Genomic DNA, 20,936 nt, shown 5'->3' with positions numbered 1-20,936 from the left:
GAATAGCCATAAAAATAGTAATCATTAATAAATAAGTGGTTAATAAATTACCATGTCGAGCAATGTTTGTATAAATGACGATGCAAATGAGAACAATAAAAATGATGGCATCGGCTCTGTGTTTACGTTTTAAGTTAACTTTTAATAGAGTTTTGCCCTTCAGAATTCCTTGGATAAATTCATCATAGATTGCGTATACAAGCATGATCAAAATGATAATGGCTAAAATTGCATCATTTAAGGTCATTTGAGTACCCATGACTAAGTGGACGAGCTATCAAGCTTAAAAGTAAAAAAGGGAGGCTGCAACCTCCCTTTCTTGATATTGAATAGAAATTATGGCGCTAAGAAGTTTAACCAAGCACCAAGGATACCTAAACCGAAGAAGCCGATAATAATCCATAAAGCGTTCACTTTACGGCGTAACAGCCACATACAGGCGAAGGTAAGTAACAGAGGCACCAAACCAGGCATTAATTGGTCAAGGATCATCTGAACGGTAGTGATGTCTTCAACACCTGTAGTTTGGTTTTTGATCCGCGAAACTTCGAGTGGAATATTGACATGAGTCCATTTATTGACCAATGCCCCCATAACGAACAGACCGAGAATTGACGCCCCCTCTGTCAGTTTTTGCAGGAACCCACCACCAATATCCTGAACGATATCAATCCCTTTTTTATAGCCATAGGCAACACCATAGTAAAGTGTCAGCAAACGGACTAAGTTAAAAAGAACAAAGAATAGCAGCGGCCCTAATAGGCTACCTGTCATTGCGATACCCGCACCCAATGCAGCAAACACGGGACGCACGGTTCCCCAGAAAATAGGGTCACCGACACCCGCTAATGGTCCCATCAAACCGACTTTAATACCGTTGATAGCACCGTCATCGATATCTGCACCGTTAGCGCGTTCTTCTTCCATCGCCATTGTGACACCTAAAATAGGCGCGGCAACGTAAGGATGAGTATTAAAAAACTCTAGGTGACGTTTAATCGCTTGTTTACGATCATCATTGTTGTCTGGATACAAACGACGAATAACAGGAACCATTGAATAGCAAAAGCCTAAGGCTTGCATACGTTCAAAGTTCCATGAACCTTGTAATAAGTTAGAGCGTAGAAATACGCCGCGAATATCGCTTTGAGTTAACCGCTTTTCGGTTGGTTTTGTGATATCGACCATTATTGCATTCCTCCTAGTCCAGCTCATTGTCGAGGTTGTTATTGCTGTTTTGTGTGACAACAACCTGAGATTTGTTGTATTTAGGGCTGAGTTGGATATATAGGATAGCCATCACAGTTCCAATCACACCAAGCGCAACAAGGTTAAAGTTAGTGAATGCTGCAGTGACGAAACCTAAATAGAAGAACGGCATGAGGTAGCCAGCGCGCATCATGTTAATAACCATCGCATAACCCACAACAACAATCATACCACCCGCAATATTCAGACCGTCAGTAACAACCTGAGGGATGGAATCCAGCATCTGTTGTACTTCTGATGTCCCGACTGAGACAGCAACAATGAGAGCCGGAATGGCGATACGCATTGCTTGAAGTAATAATGCAGAAATATGAATAAAGCCAATCGCGGATAAATTACCATTGAGCGCGGCACGGTCAGCAGCATGTTGGAATGCAACAGTAACTGTACGTACAATAATGGTGAGGACTTGACCCGCAGCAGCTAATGGTATCGCGATTGCAATACCCGCGCCGATGCTTTGACCACCTGCGATAACCAGAATGGTTGAAATGATGGAGGCTAATGCTGCATCAGGGGCAACCGCCGCACCGATGTTCATCCAACCTAACGCGATCATTTCCAGCGTACCACCGATAATAATACCGGTTTTCATATCACCCAGAACAATACCAATAAGCGTACAGGCAATGAGAGGGCGGTGGAACTGGAATTCATCGAGGATTGATCCCATACCGGCGATACAAGCCACAACGAAGACCATTACTATTTGAACAACGGTAAGTTCCATTGTTTAATCTCCTGTAACCAACAAGTTTTTAAGACTGTTTTTGAGTAACGGTTCAATATGAACTAATTTCTAAAACATTATTTTTTGAGTTTATTAATTAAATCCATCATGTGGACTTTACTGTCTGAAGCAACTTTACGGACTTCTAACTCAATATTTTTGTCATTCAAATACTTAAATGCATCGATATCTTTTTGGTTAATTGATACGGCATTGGTGACCATGGTTTTTCCTTCGGTATAAGCCATTCCACCGATATTGACCGAGTCAATTTCAACGCCTTGTTCAACAATGCGTTGTACGTCTGTTGGATTAGTAAATAACAGCATGACACGCTCACCCGAGTATTTCGGGTTGTTGTAAACGCGGACACATTTATCTACGTCAACAACGTGGGCGGTGACACCAGGAGGGGCAACTTGCTTCAGTAGCGTGGAACGTACAGTGTCTTTTGCCACTTCGTCACTGACCACGATAATGCGTTTAACTCGCATCTCTTTGGTCCAGCGCGTCGCGACTTGACCGTGGATTAAACGGTCATCAACACGGGCTAAAGCAATGATCATATGTTCACCTGGACCGGCAATAACAGGTTGTGGAGCAGGTGTGTTGACGGCTTTAGGTGCGGGTGCTTCTGCAACAACTTCTTTAAACTTGAATGGACGGATGCCACCGCGACCTGTTTCGAGTGCGACAGTGATCAGCTCATCCATGGATGGGTTATCATCGCGGCACATGAAGGTCTCGACGAGCATTGGGACATTTACGCCTGTAATGATTTCGTAATTGTCATGCTCATTGGCAATGCGTGTAGCAGCATTAAATGGACTACCTCCCCACGTATCAACAAGAAATAGCACACCAGCTGAGGTATCAAGAGTGGTCAGCTTTTGTGTGTATTTATCGAATAGCGTGTCAGCATTTTCCCCAGGGACAAAGTCAATAAACGAGACGTTTTCTTGCTCGCCTATTAACATCTCGGTGGTTCGGAGTAGCTGTTCGGCAGCAACTCCGTGGGTACCAATCATAATAGCTATACTCACTATTTTTCCCTCTTAACAGATAAATCGAAACATCATTGACGATAGAATAGAAGTTAGAAACCGAACTTCTTCTCTATGTGTTTCCCCTGCACCTTAAATAGTAGCTGAATAAATTCAAACTAAGTGGCTAGCTAATAATTAGTTAAGTGCAATTATTAGCTGAATGGTCAGTCCAATCATATCACTAGGATTAATCTAAAAAACTTGTTTCGCGTCAGAAAAATAAAAACCGATCCAAATATTACTAATAAATAAACCTATAAATCTGAAAATATAATATTATTCAGATAATAAATCTTTATTTTGTTCAGCCAGTGATACATTGCTTTGTTATCGGTAACAAAAAAGAGACTTTTTTAGAGGGTAATTGTTAGAATTGAATGAATAGTGAGCAAATTTAGTCTGAGGGATAGAATCTTCAGTAATAAAAGGACGAAAGTATAGATTCAAAAATAAGAAAAAAGGCGATAAAAACAGACAAAGCAAAACAACCATAAACGATAAAAATCGAAAGCTGAAACGAGCAAAGCTGATAGAGAGAGACAGAATGGTGGTAGGGAGTCGTAAGGGCAATTAACTTAATTAAATAAATTAAATAAGGGGGAGGTAAAGTGAGGAAAAATTTCCCTCTTCATGATGCATAATACGCCATGAAGAGGGAGGGTCTACGTACTAATAATTAATCACATTGGACTTTGATTGCTAAACCACCGCGAGAGGTTTCACGGTACTTCGCATTCATATCTTTACCGGTTTCGTACATAGTTTCGATGACTTTATCCAGTGAAACGCGAGGTTCGCTGGTTCGGCGTAAAGCCATTCGTGCTGCGTTAACAGCTTTAACAGAAGCGATGGCATTACGTTCGATACAAGGTACTTGAACTTGTCCTGCAACAGGATCACAGGTTAAACCTAAATTATGTTCCATACCAATTTCGGCAGCAATACACACTTGCTCTGGGCTTGCGCCAAATAATTCGGCGAGACCAGCTGCTGCCATAGAACACGCCACACCAACTTCACCTTGGCAACCGACTTCAGCGCCGGAGATAGAAGCATTCATTTTGTAGAGAATACCAATTGCACCGGAGGCTAAGAAATAACGCAAATACAGTTCAGGGGTGACAGGTTCAATACTGTGGTTATAGTAAGCCAGCACTGCTGGAACAATACCGCAAGCACCATTAGTTGGTGCAGTCACGACGCGCCCACCCGCTGCGTTTTCTTCGTTAACGGCTAATGCATACATGTTGATCAAATCAACGATGTTCATGGGGTCGTTCGACAGTTTGTTAGCAGAGGTAACTAAACGGTTAAGTGCTGGCGCACGGCGTGGTACACGCAGTGGACCCGGTAGAATGCCTTCGGTGTTAAGACCGCGTTCAATACACGCTTGCATGGTTTTCCATACATCAGCAAAGTAAGCATCAATTTCTTCACGTGGATGTAAATCCAACTCGTTTTTCATCATCAAGCTGGAAATGGACAAACCTGATTCTTTACATTTTAGCAGTAACTCAGCAGCCGAGTTGAATGGATAAGAAACGGGTTTGCTGTCTAATGCCGTTTGACCAAAATGCTCTTCATCAACAATGAAACCACCACCGATGGAATAGTAGGTTTTGGTATAAATTTCTTTATCGCCAGCGAAGGCGTGGATAGTCATTCCGTTTTCATGTAACGGTAAGTTATCTTGACGGAAATTCATGCCACCTTCACGTGGAAATTCAACAGTATGGGTACCATTTGCTAATGGTAACTTTTCTGTTTCTTCCACATTTTTGATAAAAGATGGGATTGATTCGATGTCAACGGTAGCAGGAAGGTTACCTGCTAAACCCATAATAATGGCGATATCGGTATGGTGACCTTTACCTGTTAAGGATAAAGAGCCATAAACGTCTACTGCGACACGGGTGACGGATGGTAATAATTGCTTATTGACCAAATCATCGACAAATTCTTTCCCAGCTTTCATCGGACCAACTGTATGAGAGCTTGAAGGGCCAATGCCCACTTTAAACATGTCGAAAACGCTTATCACGCAGGACTCCTTAAACAAAAGATGAAGATATAGTGATTTATTTTAAAGGGCGCTACTTTACTGTTATTTCGTAGTGTTAACCAGTAAGTTTAAAGTATTTTTTGAAATAAGGTAGTTACATAAGGTGGATTGGTTATAAATAGCACTAATTGTATTTTAGGCAATGGAAAAATAATTGAATAAAAGGATTATTCGCTGTGAAAATTAATCCAGCTGTAAGGCAAGTTGGTGCAGGATGGATGCTGTTAAACCCCAAACTAAATGGTTGTTATACCAGTAAAAAAAGACACGTTTCTCACGACCAGAGCGATTGATATCCACATATTTATGTTTCTGTAGAGATAGCGCATCAAACAGCGGGATCTCAAAGATAGACGAAACCTCGCTTGGATTCGCTTGATAGCGAATATTATCGGGCACGAGTCCAACAATCGGGGTTACTTGATAACCGCCAATGCTGGTAATCGGAGCGAGCTGCCCTAAAACTTGCACTTTTTCAGGCGGCATGGCGACCTCTTCGTAGGCTTCTCGTAGCGCCGTGGCAATTAAATTTGAATCTTCAGGGTCACGTGAACCACCGGGGAAGGCGACTTGCCCTGCATGAGAACGCAAGAGAGGCGAGCGCTGAGTTAGTAACAATGTTGGATTGGATTTGTTGATAATCGGCAAGAGCACAGCAGCCGCTTTACCCGCCGATGTGGCGGGTTGGCGTGAGAGGGGAAGTGTCAATTGAAAACGGTTAATAAAGCTATTCAGCTCAGTCATCGTTATCCAGTTTTCCTAGTATTGGCAAAATTAAACGCAATTTGTCAAAGGTCTCTTGATACTCTTTATCAGCTTGACTGTCAGCAACAATACCACCGCCTGCCCAGCAATAAATCTGTTTTTTATCAGTAAGTAGGGTACGGATTGTAATATTCGTATCCATATTGCCACAGAAACTAATATAGCCTATTGCACCACAATATCCATGTCGACGATTCGGTTCAAGCTCTTCAATAATCTGCATAGCACGAATTTTGGGTGCTCCCGTAATTGAACCGCCAGGGAAACATGCGCGAAGTAAATCGGTAGCTTGGTATTGAGTCTCTAATGTCGCCGTAATCGTGCTGACAAGATGATGAACGGCAGGGAATGGCTCTACTTTAAAGAGTTCAGGCACGCGCACAGTACCGGGTTTTGCGACGCGTCCAATGTCATTACGTAGTAAGTCTACAATCATCAAGTTTTCAGCACGATCTTTCGATGAGTTTGCTAACTTTTCAGCTTGGAGCTGATCTTCTTCTGGAGAATCAAGTCGAGGTAATGTTCCTTTAATGGGGCGTGTTTGAATCTCACCTTTTTCTAATAGAATAAAGCGTTCAGGTGAAATGCTGATAATAGCATTATCAGGCAAGCGAATGAACGAGGAGAATGGCGCGCGGTTATGTTGATTCAGCGTTAGAAAAGCATCCCATTCATTACCTTTATATTTAGCTTTAAAGCGCTGTGCAAGGTTGATTTGGTAGCAATCACCTTCGCGTAAGTATTGGTGAATTCGGGCAATATTTTCATGGTATTGCTCTTCAGTCATGTTGGCATGCCACGGCGATGTTAGTGCAAAGGGCGCTTTACGTGACGTTTTCTGCGCCTGCAACCAGGCTAACCGCTGCTCGACATCTTGATGACTAAACAACGTCACACATTGTTCATGATGGTCGACAATTAAACCCCATAAATAAATACCGACTGCCATATCAGGAAACTTCAGTTCAGTTGTGGCGAGTTCAGGCAATTTTTCGATGCGGCGACCGAGATCATAACTCCAAATACCCATAGCGCCACCTTGGAATGGCAAGTGCTCATCCATGCATTTTGCTTCGGGGTATTGATCAATTTGCTGTTGTAAAAGGGCGAAAGGGTCCTGTTCCGAATATTGTATGGGTTGTTTTTGTATTTGAATTTCGGTTTGAGGACCACGGGTTAGTAGGGTTGCGACCGGATCGGCGACAATCATATCATAGCGATTGTGTGAGTGCTCAGCCTGACCTGAGTGGAGTAGCATTGCCCACGGTTGGTGTGATAACGGTGCAAAATAATCTAATGCCGCATTTGGGCTGTAAGGAAGTTGTATTTTATTAATAGCCATATCAATCAATTAATATCGGGTTCTACAGTGAATGATGCCAGATTACCATATAATCTTACCTTATTAAGGTAAGAGCTGTTAAAATTTGCTGAAAATCCTAATGTATAAAATAAGTCCACAATTTAAAGAGGTTGATGATGTTTTCAGGTATGCCAGCACTTTCCCATGAAGAGCAACAAGAAGCCGTTGAGCGTATTCACCAATTGATGGCAGATGGCATGAGTAGTGGAGAGGCGATTGCGCTGGTAGCGCACGAAATCAGAGAAAAATACCAAGATAAAGAGCAAATTGTTGCTCGATTCGATGATGAAAATTAATAATCGGTAAACATACTATTAACATTTAAAAATATTTCTGATAAATTCATATCGGTTAAGTCATTTTGCTCATAGGTTTTATTTTAGCAACTACACTGTATGGATAACGTCAGCATATATGCGTGGCGTTGTTAACCTTGATGCAGTTTTGGTGAGTAAAATGGATCTCAATTTCACCTACATCTCGTGGGTGCCGGAGGATGGTATGAATATTAATAAAAAAATGGCAGTTGTTTTAGGCGGTTGTGCGCTTGTATTAAGTTCGTTTGCGTTCAGTGCTAACAAGGAAGAAGGTAAAGCTGCGGCATTTGTGAGTTGTGGTAATCTCACTGAACCACAAATTGCAGCTCAAGTTAAAAATGACTTTATGAACAACAGATTACCACGTTGGTCAGATGAAAAAGCGGCGGTAGGTAAAAAAGCAGTTGCTTGGATTAATGACAATGAAGTGACTAAAACTGAAGAGGGTTACATACTTCCTTTAGTGGTCAGAGGCTCAAAATCTGATTTGCACTACCGTGTTACAGTCAATTGCAAAAACGACACGATTACGTATAACACCAGCAATTAATTTGCAGGTTTAGCGAACGAAAAAGGAGAATTGAATTCTCCTTTTTTTGTTTTAGCGATTTCTTGGCTCATATGGCATACGAGCAAAATTCATCGATAACTGGCGATAATAAACCAGTCTTTCCCGAAAGTAATCCCGCAGATGTTCTGGCTGTTCACGTTCGACGGCTTCAGGAATAATAGGAATATTATAGCGCTCCTTGAAGGCAACACCGGAAGCAAGAAGGTCAACGTTGATTTTATCCATCTCGTCTTTGGGGAGGATGGCAAGATTGTGGCTCATTTTAAATCCTAACAGTTAACAACATCAGCCGTAATTGTAGCAATTGAAGTACAGAAAATCTTGATAAAATAAAGATATCACCAATGAATAATATCAAATTTAAACTCGATAATAGTCGTCAATTAGGATTATGACGGTAATGAAAAGCTAATGCGATTGATTCGTGTTATTTTTACTAAAAATCATTGTTAATCAATAAATTAAATTTTATGGAAAGAATGTTTTATGTATTCATTTATTATGTTACTGTGCAGTATAACTTCTTAAAATCATCATCATTAAGGTAGAACTATGTTAAAAGCTGACATGATTGAAGCGCTAAATAAACAACTGAATCTTGAATTCTTCTCTGCCAACCTGTACTTACAGATGAGTGCTTGGTGTAGCGATAAAGGTTTTGAAGGCGCAGCTGCATTCTTAAAAGCACACTCGCAAGAAGAGATGGAACATATGCAGCGTTTATTTAATTACCTTAGCGATACAGGTGCATTACCTCGCTTAGGTGCGATTGCTGCGCCACCAGAAAATTTTGACTCTATCGCTGATGTATTCAACAAAACCTATGAGCATGAGCAGTTGATTACTTCAGAAATCAATAAGTTAGCGAATTTGGCGATGACGACCCAAGATTATTCAACATTTAACTTCCTGCAATGGTATGTGGCAGAGCAGCATGAAGAAGAGAAACTGTTCAAATCTGTGCTTGATAAACTGGGCATGGTGGGTGAATCAGGTAAATCTCTATTCTTACTGGATAAAGATCTGAAAGGTTTAGCGGCAGCAGCGCACGTTTAATCTATTTCCTTATTTTATGTTTTAAGCGCCATCTCAGTAATGAATGGCGCTTGTTTTATTTTTGCGAGTGAGTTTTATTCTCGTTTTGTGTCAAAGTTCACAAGCTGGATGAGAAAATCTGCTTTTATCGCTGCGCATAGTATTATTTTCCGTATAATGATTGGCAATATATCTAAATTCACCTGCAAATTAAGAGGTTACTATGCCAATCAACCAGATAAAATCATCTTGGCGTAAATTAAGCGCGGTCGCTGTACTGTTCTTAGGAATGTCATTTCAACAAGCCTTCGCGCATGCCCATCTGAAAGATCAATTACCCGCTGAGGGCGCCGCTCTAGAGCAAGCCCCTGAAGCAATCACGCTGAATTTTTCTGAAGGCATTGAAGTTAACTTTACTAAAGTTAATGTGACCGATGAAAATAAACAGACTATCAAAACAGGTAAAGCTGCTTTAGATCCTAGCAACAATACCAAAGTCATTATTCCTGTCGAAAGTAAGCTAGCTGCGGGTAAATATGATGTTCAATGGAGCGTGGTCTCTGTTGATGGACATAAAACAAAAGGGAACTATAGCTTCACTGTGAAATAATATGTCACTAGAAGCATTTTATACCTTAACACGATTTGCTCACTTTATCGCCGCAATGTTGATGTGTGGAATGTCAATGTTTGCGGTGATAGTTTGTCGCGGGCAATTTCGCGAATTGTTACAAACTGCACTGAAGAAAAGTATTATCTTTAGCGCAGTTATCACGATTATTACCACATTTTGCTGGATGATTGCTCAATCAGGTTTGATGGGCGATGGCTGGGAAGATGCGCTGGATATGACTATTTGGCAAGGTGTACTCGGCACAACGTTTGGACAAATCTGGCGTTGGGAAATCCTCTGTGCGGTTGGCTTATTGGCGGTGCTATTTATACGCCCGATTACGCTAAAGCTTTATCTTATCCTTATTTTTTCCATTATTATCCTTGGTTTGCATGCATTAATTGGACATGCTGCAATGCATGATGGGGGATTAGGTGTGTTTCACCAGATCAACCAATTTATTCATCTGATTAGTTGTGCATATTGGTTTGGCGGGTTGTGGCCATTTCTGATTTGTATTCAATTCTTGCGCAGTAAAGATAAACTTAAAACGGGATTAGACCAGCAAATTGTGATTTCAATGAAGCGTTACTCACAATTAGGGCATCTGGCGGTTATTTGCGTCCTTGTCACGGGAATTATCAATAGTGTGATTTTATTGCCTGATTGGCCATTCTCCTCAGTGTTGTCCGAATATCAATCATGGCTATGGCTAAAAATTGTATTAGTTGGATTGATGGTATTGTTAGCACTAACCAATCGTTATTGGGTGGTTCCTCGTCTTCAGCAGCAAGGGCGTATCAGCTATTTGATTATGAATAGTTGGGCTGAATTATTGCTAGGAACTATCGCCATTCTTGCTGTGTCTATTTTTGCTACCTACCAACCTGTATAATAGCTTCCTATGTATATAACCCTCGTTTGACAAGGTTACTTTAGATGAAATCCAAATTACTAGTTTGTGCATTATTACTGAGTGGAGCATTCAGTACTGCAGTTGCTGCACCATTGGCGACAGTGAGTAAAAAACAGTTTGGCGATGATTGGCCACTAAAACGTGAAGAAGTGATGTTAGAGTGCCGAGCTAATGGAGCCTTGGTTGTGATTAATCCCGCTACATTAATGCAGCATCCGCTAAATGATATTGCGACTGCACAAATGGAGAAAAAACAGATTCAAGCACAGCCGATCGATGTACTACTCACACCGATTGAAACCTCGAAATCTGTTGAAGAGAGAGTATTACCGCTAAAACAAGCAGCAGAAAAGTTGTGTGAAAATAAATAAGATGTTGAGACTTTTTAGCTGAAAGATCAAGGGAATGGCGATTGAAAGGTTTTACTGATTGCTCTGATAGATTTAACTTATCATGCAAATAGTTCAATCTTGGAAAATTAAGCAATAAATTGTGTTAAAAATATGTGAAATAATTGCTAATTTAAGTGGTAAGAACGTAAGCTGAACGCTAGTATTAGGGAGTACTTTGTTACGTCTCAATGGCAATTTTAGCGCACGGCTCTGCCAGAGCCATTTCCCAAGGCCCGGTAATCGGAATCTACCAGGCCTCTTTTTTTTGTGTTATTTCCCATCTGATATTTCGACTTAGCCCCTTCGCACTCATTAAGCAATTCTCATCAGCCAGTGATGATTTTCTTTATCGTAACGTTGGCGATAGAGCAAAACAGGCTTTTCATTCAGTGTCGCAGGGATACTTGTATGTTCGTCCCAGCCATCTAATTGCATGCAGAATTCAGAATCAGAATCACAAGGAATACTCACGGTATCGCTACGCTTGTCCGCCATTACTGCATCATTGATTTCATAGGAAGAGATTTTCAATTTAACTATGCTCATAACATTTCCTCTTTACTCTTTATTTTAACAATAAAAAATCAGCCCAACGAAATTAAGCATAGTATAAATGGAATTCATTTCCAAAATATTTTTTTATGAATGGAAGATAAAAAAGGCGTCCTGCTGAAAAATAGGACGCCTTGTTAGGGATTATTTTTTGGGGATAGGGGTTCCCCAGTCTAACCAGTCCGCTGGTGGCTCTAATTTCAGAATGAAATGCTGATCAGGTTTAGCTTTAGGTGCGAGTGGCACTGTTGGCGGGGTTGCCAGCGAGATTCCACCACGAACAAACTGTTTGAATGTGCCGCTTTTCACCACGCCGCCCGTTAAGCCAAAGGCGAGGTTGTAACCTGAAGATAACCAGAACTGGGTATTATCACGGATCAGATATTGGTATTCTTTACCTATACGCGTTGCAACATAAACGCGATCGGAAAGCTCTCCCAAATAAAGCCCGGTGACGGTTCCGATCTCTAATCCTCTAAACAGAATTGGCGTTCCTACCTGAATAGAACCCGCTTCACTGGCATCAAGGATAATGGTGAGACCATCGAGATAACGGGAATCTGTAATGTTGGCAGTTTGCAATTCAAATTGGAAACGGCTCTTATTACTGCGCCCTGGCTCTGCACTAATATAAGGTTGGATCAGTGTATCAAGATTATTGACCCCAGAAGGTGAAAGCTCGGGGGTAACAATGGCAAAACGACTGCCAATTTTGGTGAAGTTTTCCACATATTCTGGGTATAAAATAGCTTTTGCTTTCACTTCGCGGTTATCAGCTGAGAGCTGCAATGATTCGATTTGACCAATGTTAATCCCCAAATAACGGATAGGCATTCCTTCTGATAATTTAGAGGCATCAAAGGTGGTTAGCGTCACAGCACTACCAATGGCTTTCGCGGCAGTTTCTGATGGATAGAGAGTGTGTTGGCGTGAAGTATCCAAAGAGCCAGATTGGATATTGTCAAAGCTAATCGCACCACTAAATGCACGACTGAGCGGGGAGGCTTGAACGGTTAAACCACCTGCATTTAACTGAACTTTGGCGCCACCTTCTGCCCAAAATACACTTTGTGGTGTGAGTAAGTTGCGATATTGCGCGGAGATATAGACATTCACCGCAAAACCATCATTATTTGGCTTAATCGAGACGATTTTACCCACTTCAAATTGTCGATATAACACGACGGAACCTTGTTGGATATCAGGTAGCGTATTGGTGTTCAACGTAATCGTCGTTGGTAGGGTTGAGCCTAAAACACCTGCTTTGGCATTCTCATCCGTACGGTATAAAGGAAATGATTCGGGTAAGGTATCTTTGCCTTTCCCTGGAATAATATGTAAGCCACCATCTAACCATTCTTGTGGCGTAGCGCCTTGGAATTGCACGCCATTCATACCCAGTTGTACATCGACACGGCTATTGGCAACAAACTTACTGTCTTGTTTAACCAAATGTTTAAATTCATTGAAAATGGAAATTTGGAACTGAACATTATCGTCAGTTAAGTGACGTTGTAACACTTCACCAATTTTGATCCCGCGGTATACAACGGGTTGACCTACGTTAACTCCAAATGTATCCAAGGCGGTTAGGGTGAGTTGTAAATCTAGGTTACCTTGCTGATCTAGCGGTTTGACATCGTCTTTACTGGCTTGTAATACGTACTGTTGTCCCGTTTGTGCCGGCAGACTGTTTTCAGGGGAATCAAATGCTACAGCACCATTGATGACCGCCGAAAGGCTTTCCATTTTGATGCTGGCACCTGAATTGAGATCAAATCCGCCTTCAATACCGGAAATATTCCAAAATTGGCTATCTGAGCGTACAAGGTTAACGTAGCGTTTTTTAATAATAACGGCGATTGAGACGCCTTTATTTTCAGGTAATAAGGAGTAATCGGAAATATAACCGACAGGCACTTTACGATAATAAACCGGAGAGTTTTCGTTCAACGCCCCTAAATCTTTTGCGGTGAGATAAATCAGTAATTCACCTTCATTTAAGTTGCGCAGAGGCGGCGTATCAAGTGCGATAAACTGAGATTTAGGTGATCCTGTACCGGGTTGCATACCAATGTAGTTCCCGCCAACTAGCGCATCTAACCCCGATACACCAGCTAAAGAAGCTTTGGGTGTGACCAGCCAAAAACGCGTTCCACTGGTGAGCGCAGAACGCATATCTTTATTGACATTCGCGGTGACAAGGACACTTTTCATGTCACCACTGATGGACACTGTTTGTACCATTCCGACATCGACACCTTGGTAGCGGATTGGAGTTCGCCCAGCAACAACCCCAGAAGCGGAAGAAAATTGAATGGTAATTTGAGTACCGCGTTCGACCCATTGTTGGAACAGTAGCCAGCCTGCGATCATTATCGCGATGATGGGAAGCAGCCAAAAGGGTGAAATGGTTGTCCTTTTACGACGGACAGCCTCCGAAACTTCATCAGAAGTTTCATTTTGATGGTTTTGATTTTCCATAAGAATCCCAAATTAATCGACTGTCTAACCACTCAACAGCAAGGATAGTTAAAATAACCGCAGTACCAAAATATAAAGCCGCTGGTCCCATGGTGAACGACATCAGCATATCTCGGTTAACCAATGTCATCATTAAGGCGATGACGAATAAATCTAACATCGACCAGCGCCCGATCCATGAAACGAATTTGAGTAACTTCATACGTAGAATAGGGTCGGTGTGGCTTTTAAACTGAATTGAAAATAACAGTAATATCATGATGATTATTTTTACAAAGGGCACCAAAATACTGGCAATAAAGACGATAATGGCAATCGGCCAGTTTCCAGAATCAATTAAGGAAACCACACCTGAGTAAATTGTGTCTTCTAATCGCCGCCCATTTAAATAAAAGATTGAAATAGGCAGTAGATTAGCAGGGATCAGTAATACCATGGCAGCAATCAGTGCTGCCCATGTTTTTTGTAGGCTGAGAGGTTCACGATGATGAAGTGGGCGATGACAGCGCTGACATTTCCCTTTTTTATTCGGTTCTCCAGTAAAATGGCAAGCTAGACATGTTTTGGCGCGGGGAGAATCCGCTTGTTCCTCCAGAGGGTACAGCCGCCGCCACAACTCATCGAGATTGATGTGGATTAAAATAAGGATACTAATCACGGACATGATGCTGAATGCAATCAGTCCATGTCCCATATAGACCGTCGCGTAATCCTTCATTTTAATTGCTGCAATACCGAGCCCAACTAAATAGACATCCAGCATGACCCATTCTTTGAGGTGTTTCATCATCAATAAAATAGGGCGCATGTTCATCGCTAAATAACGGGCTAAGACGAGAGATAAAATCGAAATAGGTAGTAGCAATGGGGCCGCTATCGCACAAAAAGCGACAATACTGGCAGTAAACGGATCACCTTGTTCACTCATTAGGCGAACACCATCAAGTACGTTGGCATTAATTTGTGTCCCAAATAGATGAATAGAAATTAGAGGTTGCCAAAAAGCGATGGGAGCAAGGAGCAATAAAGTAATAGATAATAGCGCGAGACGACGGAGCGACCATGAGCGACCATCATTAAGTTGACTAGAACATCTTGGGCAAACAATGACCTGCTGAGGTTGAAAAGGCGGAGTCACTATTTTTTGGTTGCAATGGCAGCAACGTTGCAAATTCATGGCAGTATGATTAATGTGGGTCATATATATTCATTGTATGAATTAATTTACTTGTAATCTAGTGTAAAAAAATTTACGTAAAAGTGACAACTTGCTAACCTACGGTCTACGCTTACTAAGATTTTTTACTTGTTTAGGTATAACTGAAAATAAATATGGATAAAAAGAAGTATTATCACGAACTTTCAGATAGTTTATCTGCACTTCTCGCTGGAGAGTATGATTTAATTGCGAGTTTGGCAAATAGTAGTGCGTTATTATTTGAACGTTTATCAGGTATCAATTGGGTCGGTTTTTACTTGAGTGATGGAAATGAACTGATTCTTGGTCCATTCCAAGGTAAAGTTGCTTGCGTTCGAATCGCATTCGATAAAGGCGTTTGTGGTACTGCATTTTCACAAGAGCGAGTTCAGCGTGTCGAAGATGTGCATGCTTTCCCTGGTCATATCGCTTGTGATGCCGCAAGTAACTCAGAAATCGTCTTTCCATTGAACGTAAATGGCAAGGTAATTGGGGTTTTAGACATAGATAGCCCAAATATCGGCCAATTCGATCAAGAGGATGAAAAAGGGCTTCAATACCTTACAGACCAGTTATGCCAACACTTGGCTATGTGTTCTATACCAAAATATTATTAAATATTGGTATGTAAAATTAATAGGAACGTGGCAATTGTCAGCAACACGATTATAATGTCCGCTTGTTCATGCCCGTGAGGTTGGCAAAATCGTTGTTATCAGGAAATTTCATGGAAAATCAACCTAAGTTGAATAGTAGTAAAGAAGTTATCGCATTTTTAGCAGAGCGTTTTCCACGCTGTTTTATCGCTGAAGGCGAAGCACGTCCGCTGAAAGTCGGAATTTTTCAAGATATCGTAGGGAACTTAACCGAAGAAGACGGTATTAGTAAAACGCAATTACGTTCTGCGTTACGCATGTATACCTCTAGCTGGCGTTATCTTTACGGTGTTAAAGAAGGCGCAAAACGTGTTGACTTAAATGGAGATGACTGCGGTGAGTTAGATGCAGAGCACATTGCCCATGCGCGTCAACAATTAGCTGAAGCGAAAGCGAGAGTTCAAGCCCAACGCGCAGAGCAACAAAAAACGCAAAAGCGTCCTGCTGCGAAAAAGCCTAGTGACAAAGCGCCTCGTCAAAATGATGCGAATAATAAAGAAAACGCATCTCGTCGCCGTCCATCAGACAAAAAAGAGCGTCCACAAACTGCCGCTCCGAAAAAACCTCGTAGCAATCCTGTCGAAGAGAACTTGAAATCAGTTACTGATATCAACACACTGAAAGTCGGTCAGACTCTAAAAGTGAAAGTGGGTAGCAGTATGATGGATGCCTCTGTGCTAGAAATTGCCAAAGATGGTGTTAGGGTTCAATTGCCATCTGGTTTGGCAATGATTGTGCGCGCGGAACATTTAAAGTTCTGATACGGAGGTCACTCAGGTCATGAACAAATTACTTCAAGTTGCATTTGTCGTTAGTCTCGCGACTTTTGGCACTGCAATTGCTAATACTCAGGCAGTGACTCCGGTCACTGCTGCTCAGTTACCTCTTTTAAAGCAGAATACTCAGCACGGTACAGTGAGTGAAAGGGTAACATCGCGTTTTACTCGTTCTCACTATCGTCAATTCGATTTAGACAAAGAGTTTTCTGGGAAAATATTTGACCGTTATCTCAATATGATTGATTACGGTCACAATGTTTTACTTCAATCCGACGTCGAACAGTATGCAAAAGATAAAGCAAAAACTGGCGAATGGCTTGAAGATGGCAAGCTAGATAAGTTCTATGACCTGTATAACCTTTCTCAGCAACGTCGCTTTGAACGTTTCAAATATGCACTCGCGCGTTTAGATCAGCCTATTGATTTAAACGCGACGGATTCTATTGAAGTTGATCGTACTAAAGCACCTTGGCCGAAAGACAAAGAAGAACTCGACCGTTTATGGGATCAAAAAGTCCGTTATGACTGGTTGAGTTTGAAATTGACAGGTAAAGATGACAAAGAGATCAAAGAAAAACTGACTAAGCGTTACAATTTTGCATTGAAACGCTTAGCTCAGGCGCAAAGTGAAGACGTATTCCAACTGATTATGAATGCGTTTGCACGTGAAATTGATCCTCATACCAGTTATTTATCACCACGTAGTACTGAACAATTTAACTCAGAAATGAGTTTATCTCTTGAAGGGATTGGTGCAGTGCTGCAACAAGATGATGAAAATACAACGATCAATTCTTTAGTAGCAGGTGGTCCTGCTGCGAAGAGCAAAGAACTGAAAGTTGGCGATAAGATTATTGGCGTTGGACAAGTTGGTAAACCTATCGTTGATGTCGTTGGCTGGCGTTTAGATGATGTAGTTGCATTGATAAAAGGTCCAAAAGGCAGCCAAGTTCGTTTAGAGGTCGTTTCGGATACGAAAGGGGCTAAACCACGTATCGTGACGATTGTTCGCGAGCAAATTCGATTAGAAGATAGAGCGGTTAAATTAACAATCAAACAGCAAGGCAAAGAGAAAGTTGGGGTATTGGATATCCCTGGTTTCTATGTTGGTTTGACCAATGATGTTAAAACTGAACTGCAAAAAATGGCGAAAGAGAATGTTTCAGCTCTGGTGATTGATCTGCGTGGTAACGGCGGTGGAGCACTCACTGAGGCGGTATCGTTATCTGGTCTGTTTATTAATAAAGGACCTGTGGTTCAGGTTCGTGATAATAATGGTCAAGTTCGTCAAGATGCAGATGATGATGATGTTATCTATTATAAAGGTCCATTAGTGGTTTTGGTTGACCGCTTTAGTGCCTCTGCCTCTGAAATTTTCGCAGCAGCAATGCAGGATTATGGTCGCGCTTTAATCGTAGGTGAACCGACCTTTGGTAAAGGTACAGTGCAACAGCATAGAAGCTTAAGTCGTGTTTATGACCAAATGCTTAAACCTGAATGGCCATCATTAGGTTCAGTGCAATATACTATCCAAAAATTCTATCGTGTGAATGGTGGAAGTACTCAGCGTGAAGGGGTAACTCCAGATGTGGTCATGCCAACAGGGCAAGATCCAGCAGAAACAGGTGAAAGCTTTGAAGATAACGCGTTGCCTTGGGATAGCATTCCAGCCGCAAATTATACGCAATCTGGGGATATCAAAGCTGATTTATCACCAATTAAAACTAAACACTTAGCACGTATTAGCGTCGATCCAGAGTTTAAATATATCGATGAAGATATTGCACGTTATAAATCATTAAAAGCAACTAAAAATCTGATTTCATTGAATTATGCTCAGCGTCAGAAAGAGGATGATGAAATTGAAGCGACGAAACTAAAACGCATTAATGAGCGTAATGCGAAGCTTGGTAAGCCGCTATTGAAATCAATTGATGATTTACCGAAAGATTATGAAGCACCAGATCCGTATTTAGATGAAACGGTGAAGATGGCAATAGATCTTTCGAATCAAAACACTAAGATGCTTTCTAGTGCTAAACAGTAAATAAAAATTGCCTACTATAGAGCCAGCGTAAGCTGGCTTTTTTATTTCAAAAAATAAGATTAACAAATTGATTTAATTTACTTTTTATATAAAACAAATTTCCTCTTACTTTTTTAAATGAACTAAACCTAAATTTTTTTCAAAAAATAATTGGGTTTTCTTTCGCTTTTTCAAAAATATCCTACACTTCAGTTAGTAATATCCCTTATTAATGAGGCAATGCAATGCGTAAATTATCTGTAGGTTTATTAACTGTCATGGCGGTCATGATGTCGTCAATGGGTTCTGCAAATGCAAGTAACTACCCTTGTTCAGGCGCTAAAGGTGGAATAGCTCGTTGTGATGGCGGGCAATTTATCTGTAATGACGGAACAACCAGTCGTTCAGAGCAAGTCTGTACAACTGAGCTAAAAAACTCAATCAATAAAAGTGCTGGTATTGGTGCGGGTATTGGAGCGGGTGTGGTGAAGCAATCTAGCAAACCATCTGCGGTAGATTCTATCAAAGAGACAGGTGACAACATGAGTAAAACTGCAAAAGATAAAGCATCAAAAGCCACTGATAAGGCAAAAACAGCTGAAAAAGAGACGTCTAAAGCTGTGAAAGATAAAGCGAAAGCTACCGAGAAAGAAACCTCTAAAGCTGTAAAAGAGAAAGCGGATAAAGCGAAAGCTGCTGAGAAAGAAACCTCTAAAACTGTAAAAGAGAAAGCAGATAAAGCAAAAGCTGCGGATAAAGAATCTGCCAAAGCAGTAAAAGAAAAAGCAGATAAAGCGAAAGCTAAAGAAAAGGAAACATCTAAAGCGGTGAAGGAAAAAGCCGACAAAGCTAAAGCAACGGAGAAAGACAAAGCCAAAGCAGCAAAAGATAAAGCTGATAAAGCAAAAGCTGATAAAGCAAAAGCTGATAAAGCAAAAGCCGATAAAGCAAAAGCCGATAAAGCAAAAGCTGCAGCAAAAACAACCGCGAAAGTCTCTAAAGGCAAACCAACTAAAGGTAAAGTGAGCTGATCATTTCCTTTTAGTCCTTGCCGTTTCCATGAAAATGCCGTTTACTAAAACGGCATTTTTTATTCCCGAGTGTAAAGATATGTTATTTTGTGACTTTTTCCTGTTAATGGGCTTGAAATGGTGTGAAAAAACCTTATTTATAAAGTAAATTTGTCGTAATGTTTGTTTTTACCAAGGAACCTATAAAAATGATGAGAATTGCTTTATTCTTGCTCACAAACTTAGCCGTTATGTTTGTGTTCGGGATAATTTTAAGTTTAACCGGGATACGTGGAAGCAGTGCACAGGGGCTGCTGATTATGGCGGCATTGTTCGGTTTTGGTGGTGCGTTTGTATCACTACTGATGTCCAAATGGATGGCGCTGAAGTCTGTTGGTGGTGAAGTTATTGAGCACCCACGTAACGAAATGGAACAGTGGTTAGTTAACACGGTTAGCCGTCAATCTCAACAAGTTGGTATTAAAATGCCACAAGTGGCAATTTACCACGCACCGGATATTAATGCATTTGCAACAGGCGCACGTCGTGATGCTTCTTTAGTTGCGGTAAGTACTGGTTTATTAGAAAACATGAGCCGCGATGAAGCCGAAGCGGTTATTGCTCATGAAATCAGCCATGTGGCAAATGGTGATATGGTTACCATGACGTTGCTACAAGGCGTCGTGAATACGTTTGTTATCTTTATTTCACGTATTTTGGCGCAAGTTGCGGCTGGCTTCATGTCAAACAACAATGACAGCGAAAGTGAAAGCAGCAATGGCAACCCAATGGTTTACTTTGCCGTGTCAATGGTATTAGAGATCGTGTTTGGTATCTTAGCGAGCATTATTACTATGTGGTTCTCTCGCTACCGTGAATTCCATGCGGATGCAGGCTCTGCCAAATTAGTGGGTAGAGAGAAAATGATTGCTGCGTTACAGCGCCTGAAAACGAGCTATGAGCCGCAAGAAGAAGGGCGTTTAATGGCATTTTGTATTAATGGTCGCGGAAAGGCATTCAGCGAACTATTTTTATCTCACCCACCATTAGACAAACGTATTGAAGCATTACGTTCAGGGCAATACCTGAAATAGTCGTACAGCGAGTTTATGCTATCAATGTAAAAGGGAAACGTTATGTTTCCCTTTTTTA

22 protein-coding genes are annotated in these 20,936 nt (G+C 41.2%); 11 read left to right on the top strand and 11 right to left on the bottom strand.

All coding sequences use genetic code 11. The features are described 5' to 3' along the window. The 7 genes from PSF16_RS12735 to pabB all read right to left on the bottom strand — a co-directional run. A partial coding sequence (locus PSF16_RS12735; RefSeq protein ID WP_272689364.1) for a DUF986 family protein occupies positions 1-247 on the bottom strand: 247 nt, incomplete at its 3' end. Positions 248-336: 89 nt separating this feature from the next. Further along, positions 337-1,188: a PTS mannose transporter subunit IID gene (locus PSF16_RS12730; RefSeq protein WP_006661630.1), complete on the bottom strand. Its 852-nt coding sequence runs from the start codon at positions 1,186-1,188 to the stop codon at positions 337-339. 13 nt (positions 1,189-1,201) lie between these two features. Next, positions 1,202-1,999, bottom strand: coding sequence for a PTS mannose/fructose/sorbose transporter subunit IIC (locus PSF16_RS12725; protein WP_006658800.1), 798 nt, complete (start codon positions 1,997-1,999; stop codon positions 1,202-1,204). Between the two features lie 77 nt (positions 2,000-2,076). Next, entirely contained in the window at positions 2,077-3,042 is a 966-nt protein-coding gene (gene manX / locus PSF16_RS12720; protein ID WP_006661631.1) for a PTS mannose transporter subunit IIAB, read from the bottom strand. Between the two features lie 679 nt (positions 3,043-3,721). Then, positions 3,722-5,086: an L-serine ammonia-lyase gene (locus PSF16_RS12715; RefSeq protein WP_006661632.1), complete on the bottom strand. Its 1,365-nt coding sequence runs from the start codon at positions 5,084-5,086 to the stop codon at positions 3,722-3,724. A gap of 204 nt (positions 5,087-5,290) precedes the next feature. Further along, positions 5,291-5,851 carry a CoA pyrophosphatase gene (locus PSF16_RS12710; RefSeq protein ID WP_006658797.1) on the bottom strand — a complete coding sequence of 187 codons (561 nt, stop codon included), beginning with the start codon at positions 5,849-5,851 and terminating at the stop codon, positions 5,291-5,293. Continuing rightward, complete coding sequence (pabB, locus tag PSF16_RS12705; RefSeq protein ID WP_154631092.1) at positions 5,844-7,214, bottom strand: aminodeoxychorismate synthase component 1; 1,371 nt, start codon at positions 7,212-7,214, stop codon at positions 5,844-5,846. The genes PSF16_RS12710 and pabB overlap by 8 nt, the downstream gene beginning before the upstream one ends. A gap of 137 nt (positions 7,215-7,351) precedes the next feature. Between pabB and PSF16_RS12700 the strand changes: the two genes are divergently transcribed. Further along, the gene (locus PSF16_RS12700; RefSeq protein WP_006661634.1) at positions 7,352-7,531 is read left to right on the top strand and encodes a YoaH family protein; all 180 of its coding nucleotides are present in this window, start codon (positions 7,352-7,354) and stop codon (positions 7,529-7,531) included. A 160-nt stretch (positions 7,532-7,691) separates the two neighbouring features. Then, positions 7,692-8,102 carry a protein YebF gene (gene yebF, locus PSF16_RS12695; protein WP_230082118.1) on the top strand — a complete coding sequence of 137 codons (411 nt, stop codon included), beginning with the start codon at positions 7,692-7,694 and terminating at the stop codon, positions 8,100-8,102. Positions 8,103-8,153: 51 nt separating this feature from the next. Here yebF and PSF16_RS12690 read toward each other — a convergent pair whose 3' ends face one another. After that, complete coding sequence (locus tag PSF16_RS12690; RefSeq protein WP_006658793.1) at positions 8,154-8,384, bottom strand: DNA polymerase III subunit theta; 231 nt, start codon at positions 8,382-8,384, stop codon at positions 8,154-8,156. A 291-nt stretch (positions 8,385-8,675) separates the two neighbouring features. On the opposite strand from PSF16_RS12690, the gene ftnA reads away from it, so the two are divergent. The 4 genes from ftnA (at position 8,676) to PSF16_RS12670 (ending at position 11,058) form a co-directional block, all read left to right on the top strand. Beyond that, the gene (ftnA, locus tag PSF16_RS12685) at positions 8,676-9,179 is read left to right on the top strand and encodes a non-heme ferritin (protein WP_154631094.1); all 504 of its coding nucleotides are present in this window, start codon (positions 8,676-8,678) and stop codon (positions 9,177-9,179) included. 202 nt (positions 9,180-9,381) lie between these two features. Further along, positions 9,382-9,768 carry a copper homeostasis periplasmic binding protein CopC gene (copC, locus tag PSF16_RS12680; protein WP_006658791.1) on the top strand — a complete coding sequence of 129 codons (387 nt, stop codon included), beginning with the start codon at positions 9,382-9,384 and terminating at the stop codon, positions 9,766-9,768. 1 nt (position 9,769) lies between these two features. Continuing rightward, entirely contained in the window at positions 9,770-10,666 is an 897-nt protein-coding gene (gene copD, locus PSF16_RS12675; protein WP_006658790.1) for a copper homeostasis membrane protein CopD, read from the top strand. A gap of 44 nt (positions 10,667-10,710) precedes the next feature. Then, positions 10,711-11,058 (top strand): DUF2511 domain-containing protein, encoded by a 348-nt coding sequence (locus tag PSF16_RS12670; RefSeq protein ID WP_006658789.1) that lies wholly within the window; start codon positions 10,711-10,713, stop codon positions 11,056-11,058. 333 nt (positions 11,059-11,391) lie between these two features. Here the strand turns inward: PSF16_RS12670 and PSF16_RS12665 are convergent, their stop codons facing one another. From PSF16_RS12665 to yebS, 3 genes are all read right to left on the bottom strand, one after another. Continuing rightward, a complete protein-coding gene (locus PSF16_RS12665) occupies positions 11,392-11,625 on the bottom strand; it encodes a DUF1480 family protein (protein WP_006658787.1) in 234 nt (77 codons plus the stop codon). Positions 11,626-11,775: 150 nt separating this feature from the next. Continuing rightward, the gene (locus PSF16_RS12660; protein ID WP_006661639.1) at positions 11,776-14,115 is read right to left on the bottom strand and encodes a PqiB family protein; all 2,340 of its coding nucleotides are present in this window, start codon (positions 14,113-14,115) and stop codon (positions 11,776-11,778) included. Further along, positions 14,090-15,316: a membrane integrity lipid transport subunit YebS gene (gene yebS / locus PSF16_RS12655; protein ID WP_006661640.1), complete on the bottom strand. Its 1,227-nt coding sequence runs from the start codon at positions 15,314-15,316 to the stop codon at positions 14,090-14,092. Before yebS ends, PSF16_RS12660 begins: the two co-directional genes overlap by 26 nt. 131 nt (positions 15,317-15,447) lie before the next feature. On the opposite strand from yebS, the gene PSF16_RS12650 reads away from it, so the two are divergent. The 5 genes from PSF16_RS12650 (at position 15,448) to htpX (ending at position 20,878) form a co-directional block, all read left to right on the top strand. After that, the gene (locus PSF16_RS12650; protein WP_006658784.1) at positions 15,448-15,930 is read left to right on the top strand and encodes a GAF domain-containing protein; all 483 of its coding nucleotides are present in this window, start codon (positions 15,448-15,450) and stop codon (positions 15,928-15,930) included. A 110-nt stretch (positions 15,931-16,040) separates the two neighbouring features. Next, entirely contained in the window at positions 16,041-16,730 is a 690-nt protein-coding gene (gene proQ / locus PSF16_RS12645) for an RNA chaperone ProQ (RefSeq protein WP_006661641.1), read from the top strand. 19 nt (positions 16,731-16,749) lie between these two features. Beyond that, on the top strand, positions 16,750-18,795 hold the full coding sequence (gene prc / locus PSF16_RS12640) for a carboxy terminal-processing peptidase (protein ID WP_006658782.1): 2,046 nt from the start codon (positions 16,750-16,752) through the stop codon (positions 18,793-18,795). 224 nt (positions 18,796-19,019) lie between these two features. Beyond that, a complete protein-coding gene (locus PSF16_RS12635) occupies positions 19,020-19,805 on the top strand; it encodes a cell envelope biogenesis protein TolA (RefSeq protein WP_272689363.1) in 786 nt (261 codons plus the stop codon). Between the two features lie 188 nt (positions 19,806-19,993). Continuing rightward, a complete protein-coding gene (gene htpX, locus PSF16_RS12630) occupies positions 19,994-20,878 on the top strand; it encodes a protease HtpX (protein ID WP_006661643.1) in 885 nt (294 codons plus the stop codon). Positions 20,879-20,936 lie beyond the last annotated feature (58 nt).

It is taken from the genome of Providencia sp. PROV033 (assembly GCF_028484855.1).
Lineage (GTDB): Bacteria > Pseudomonadota > Gammaproteobacteria > Enterobacterales > Enterobacteriaceae > Providencia > Providencia alcalifaciens.
This window is presented reverse-complemented; position numbering and strand designations above follow the sequence as displayed.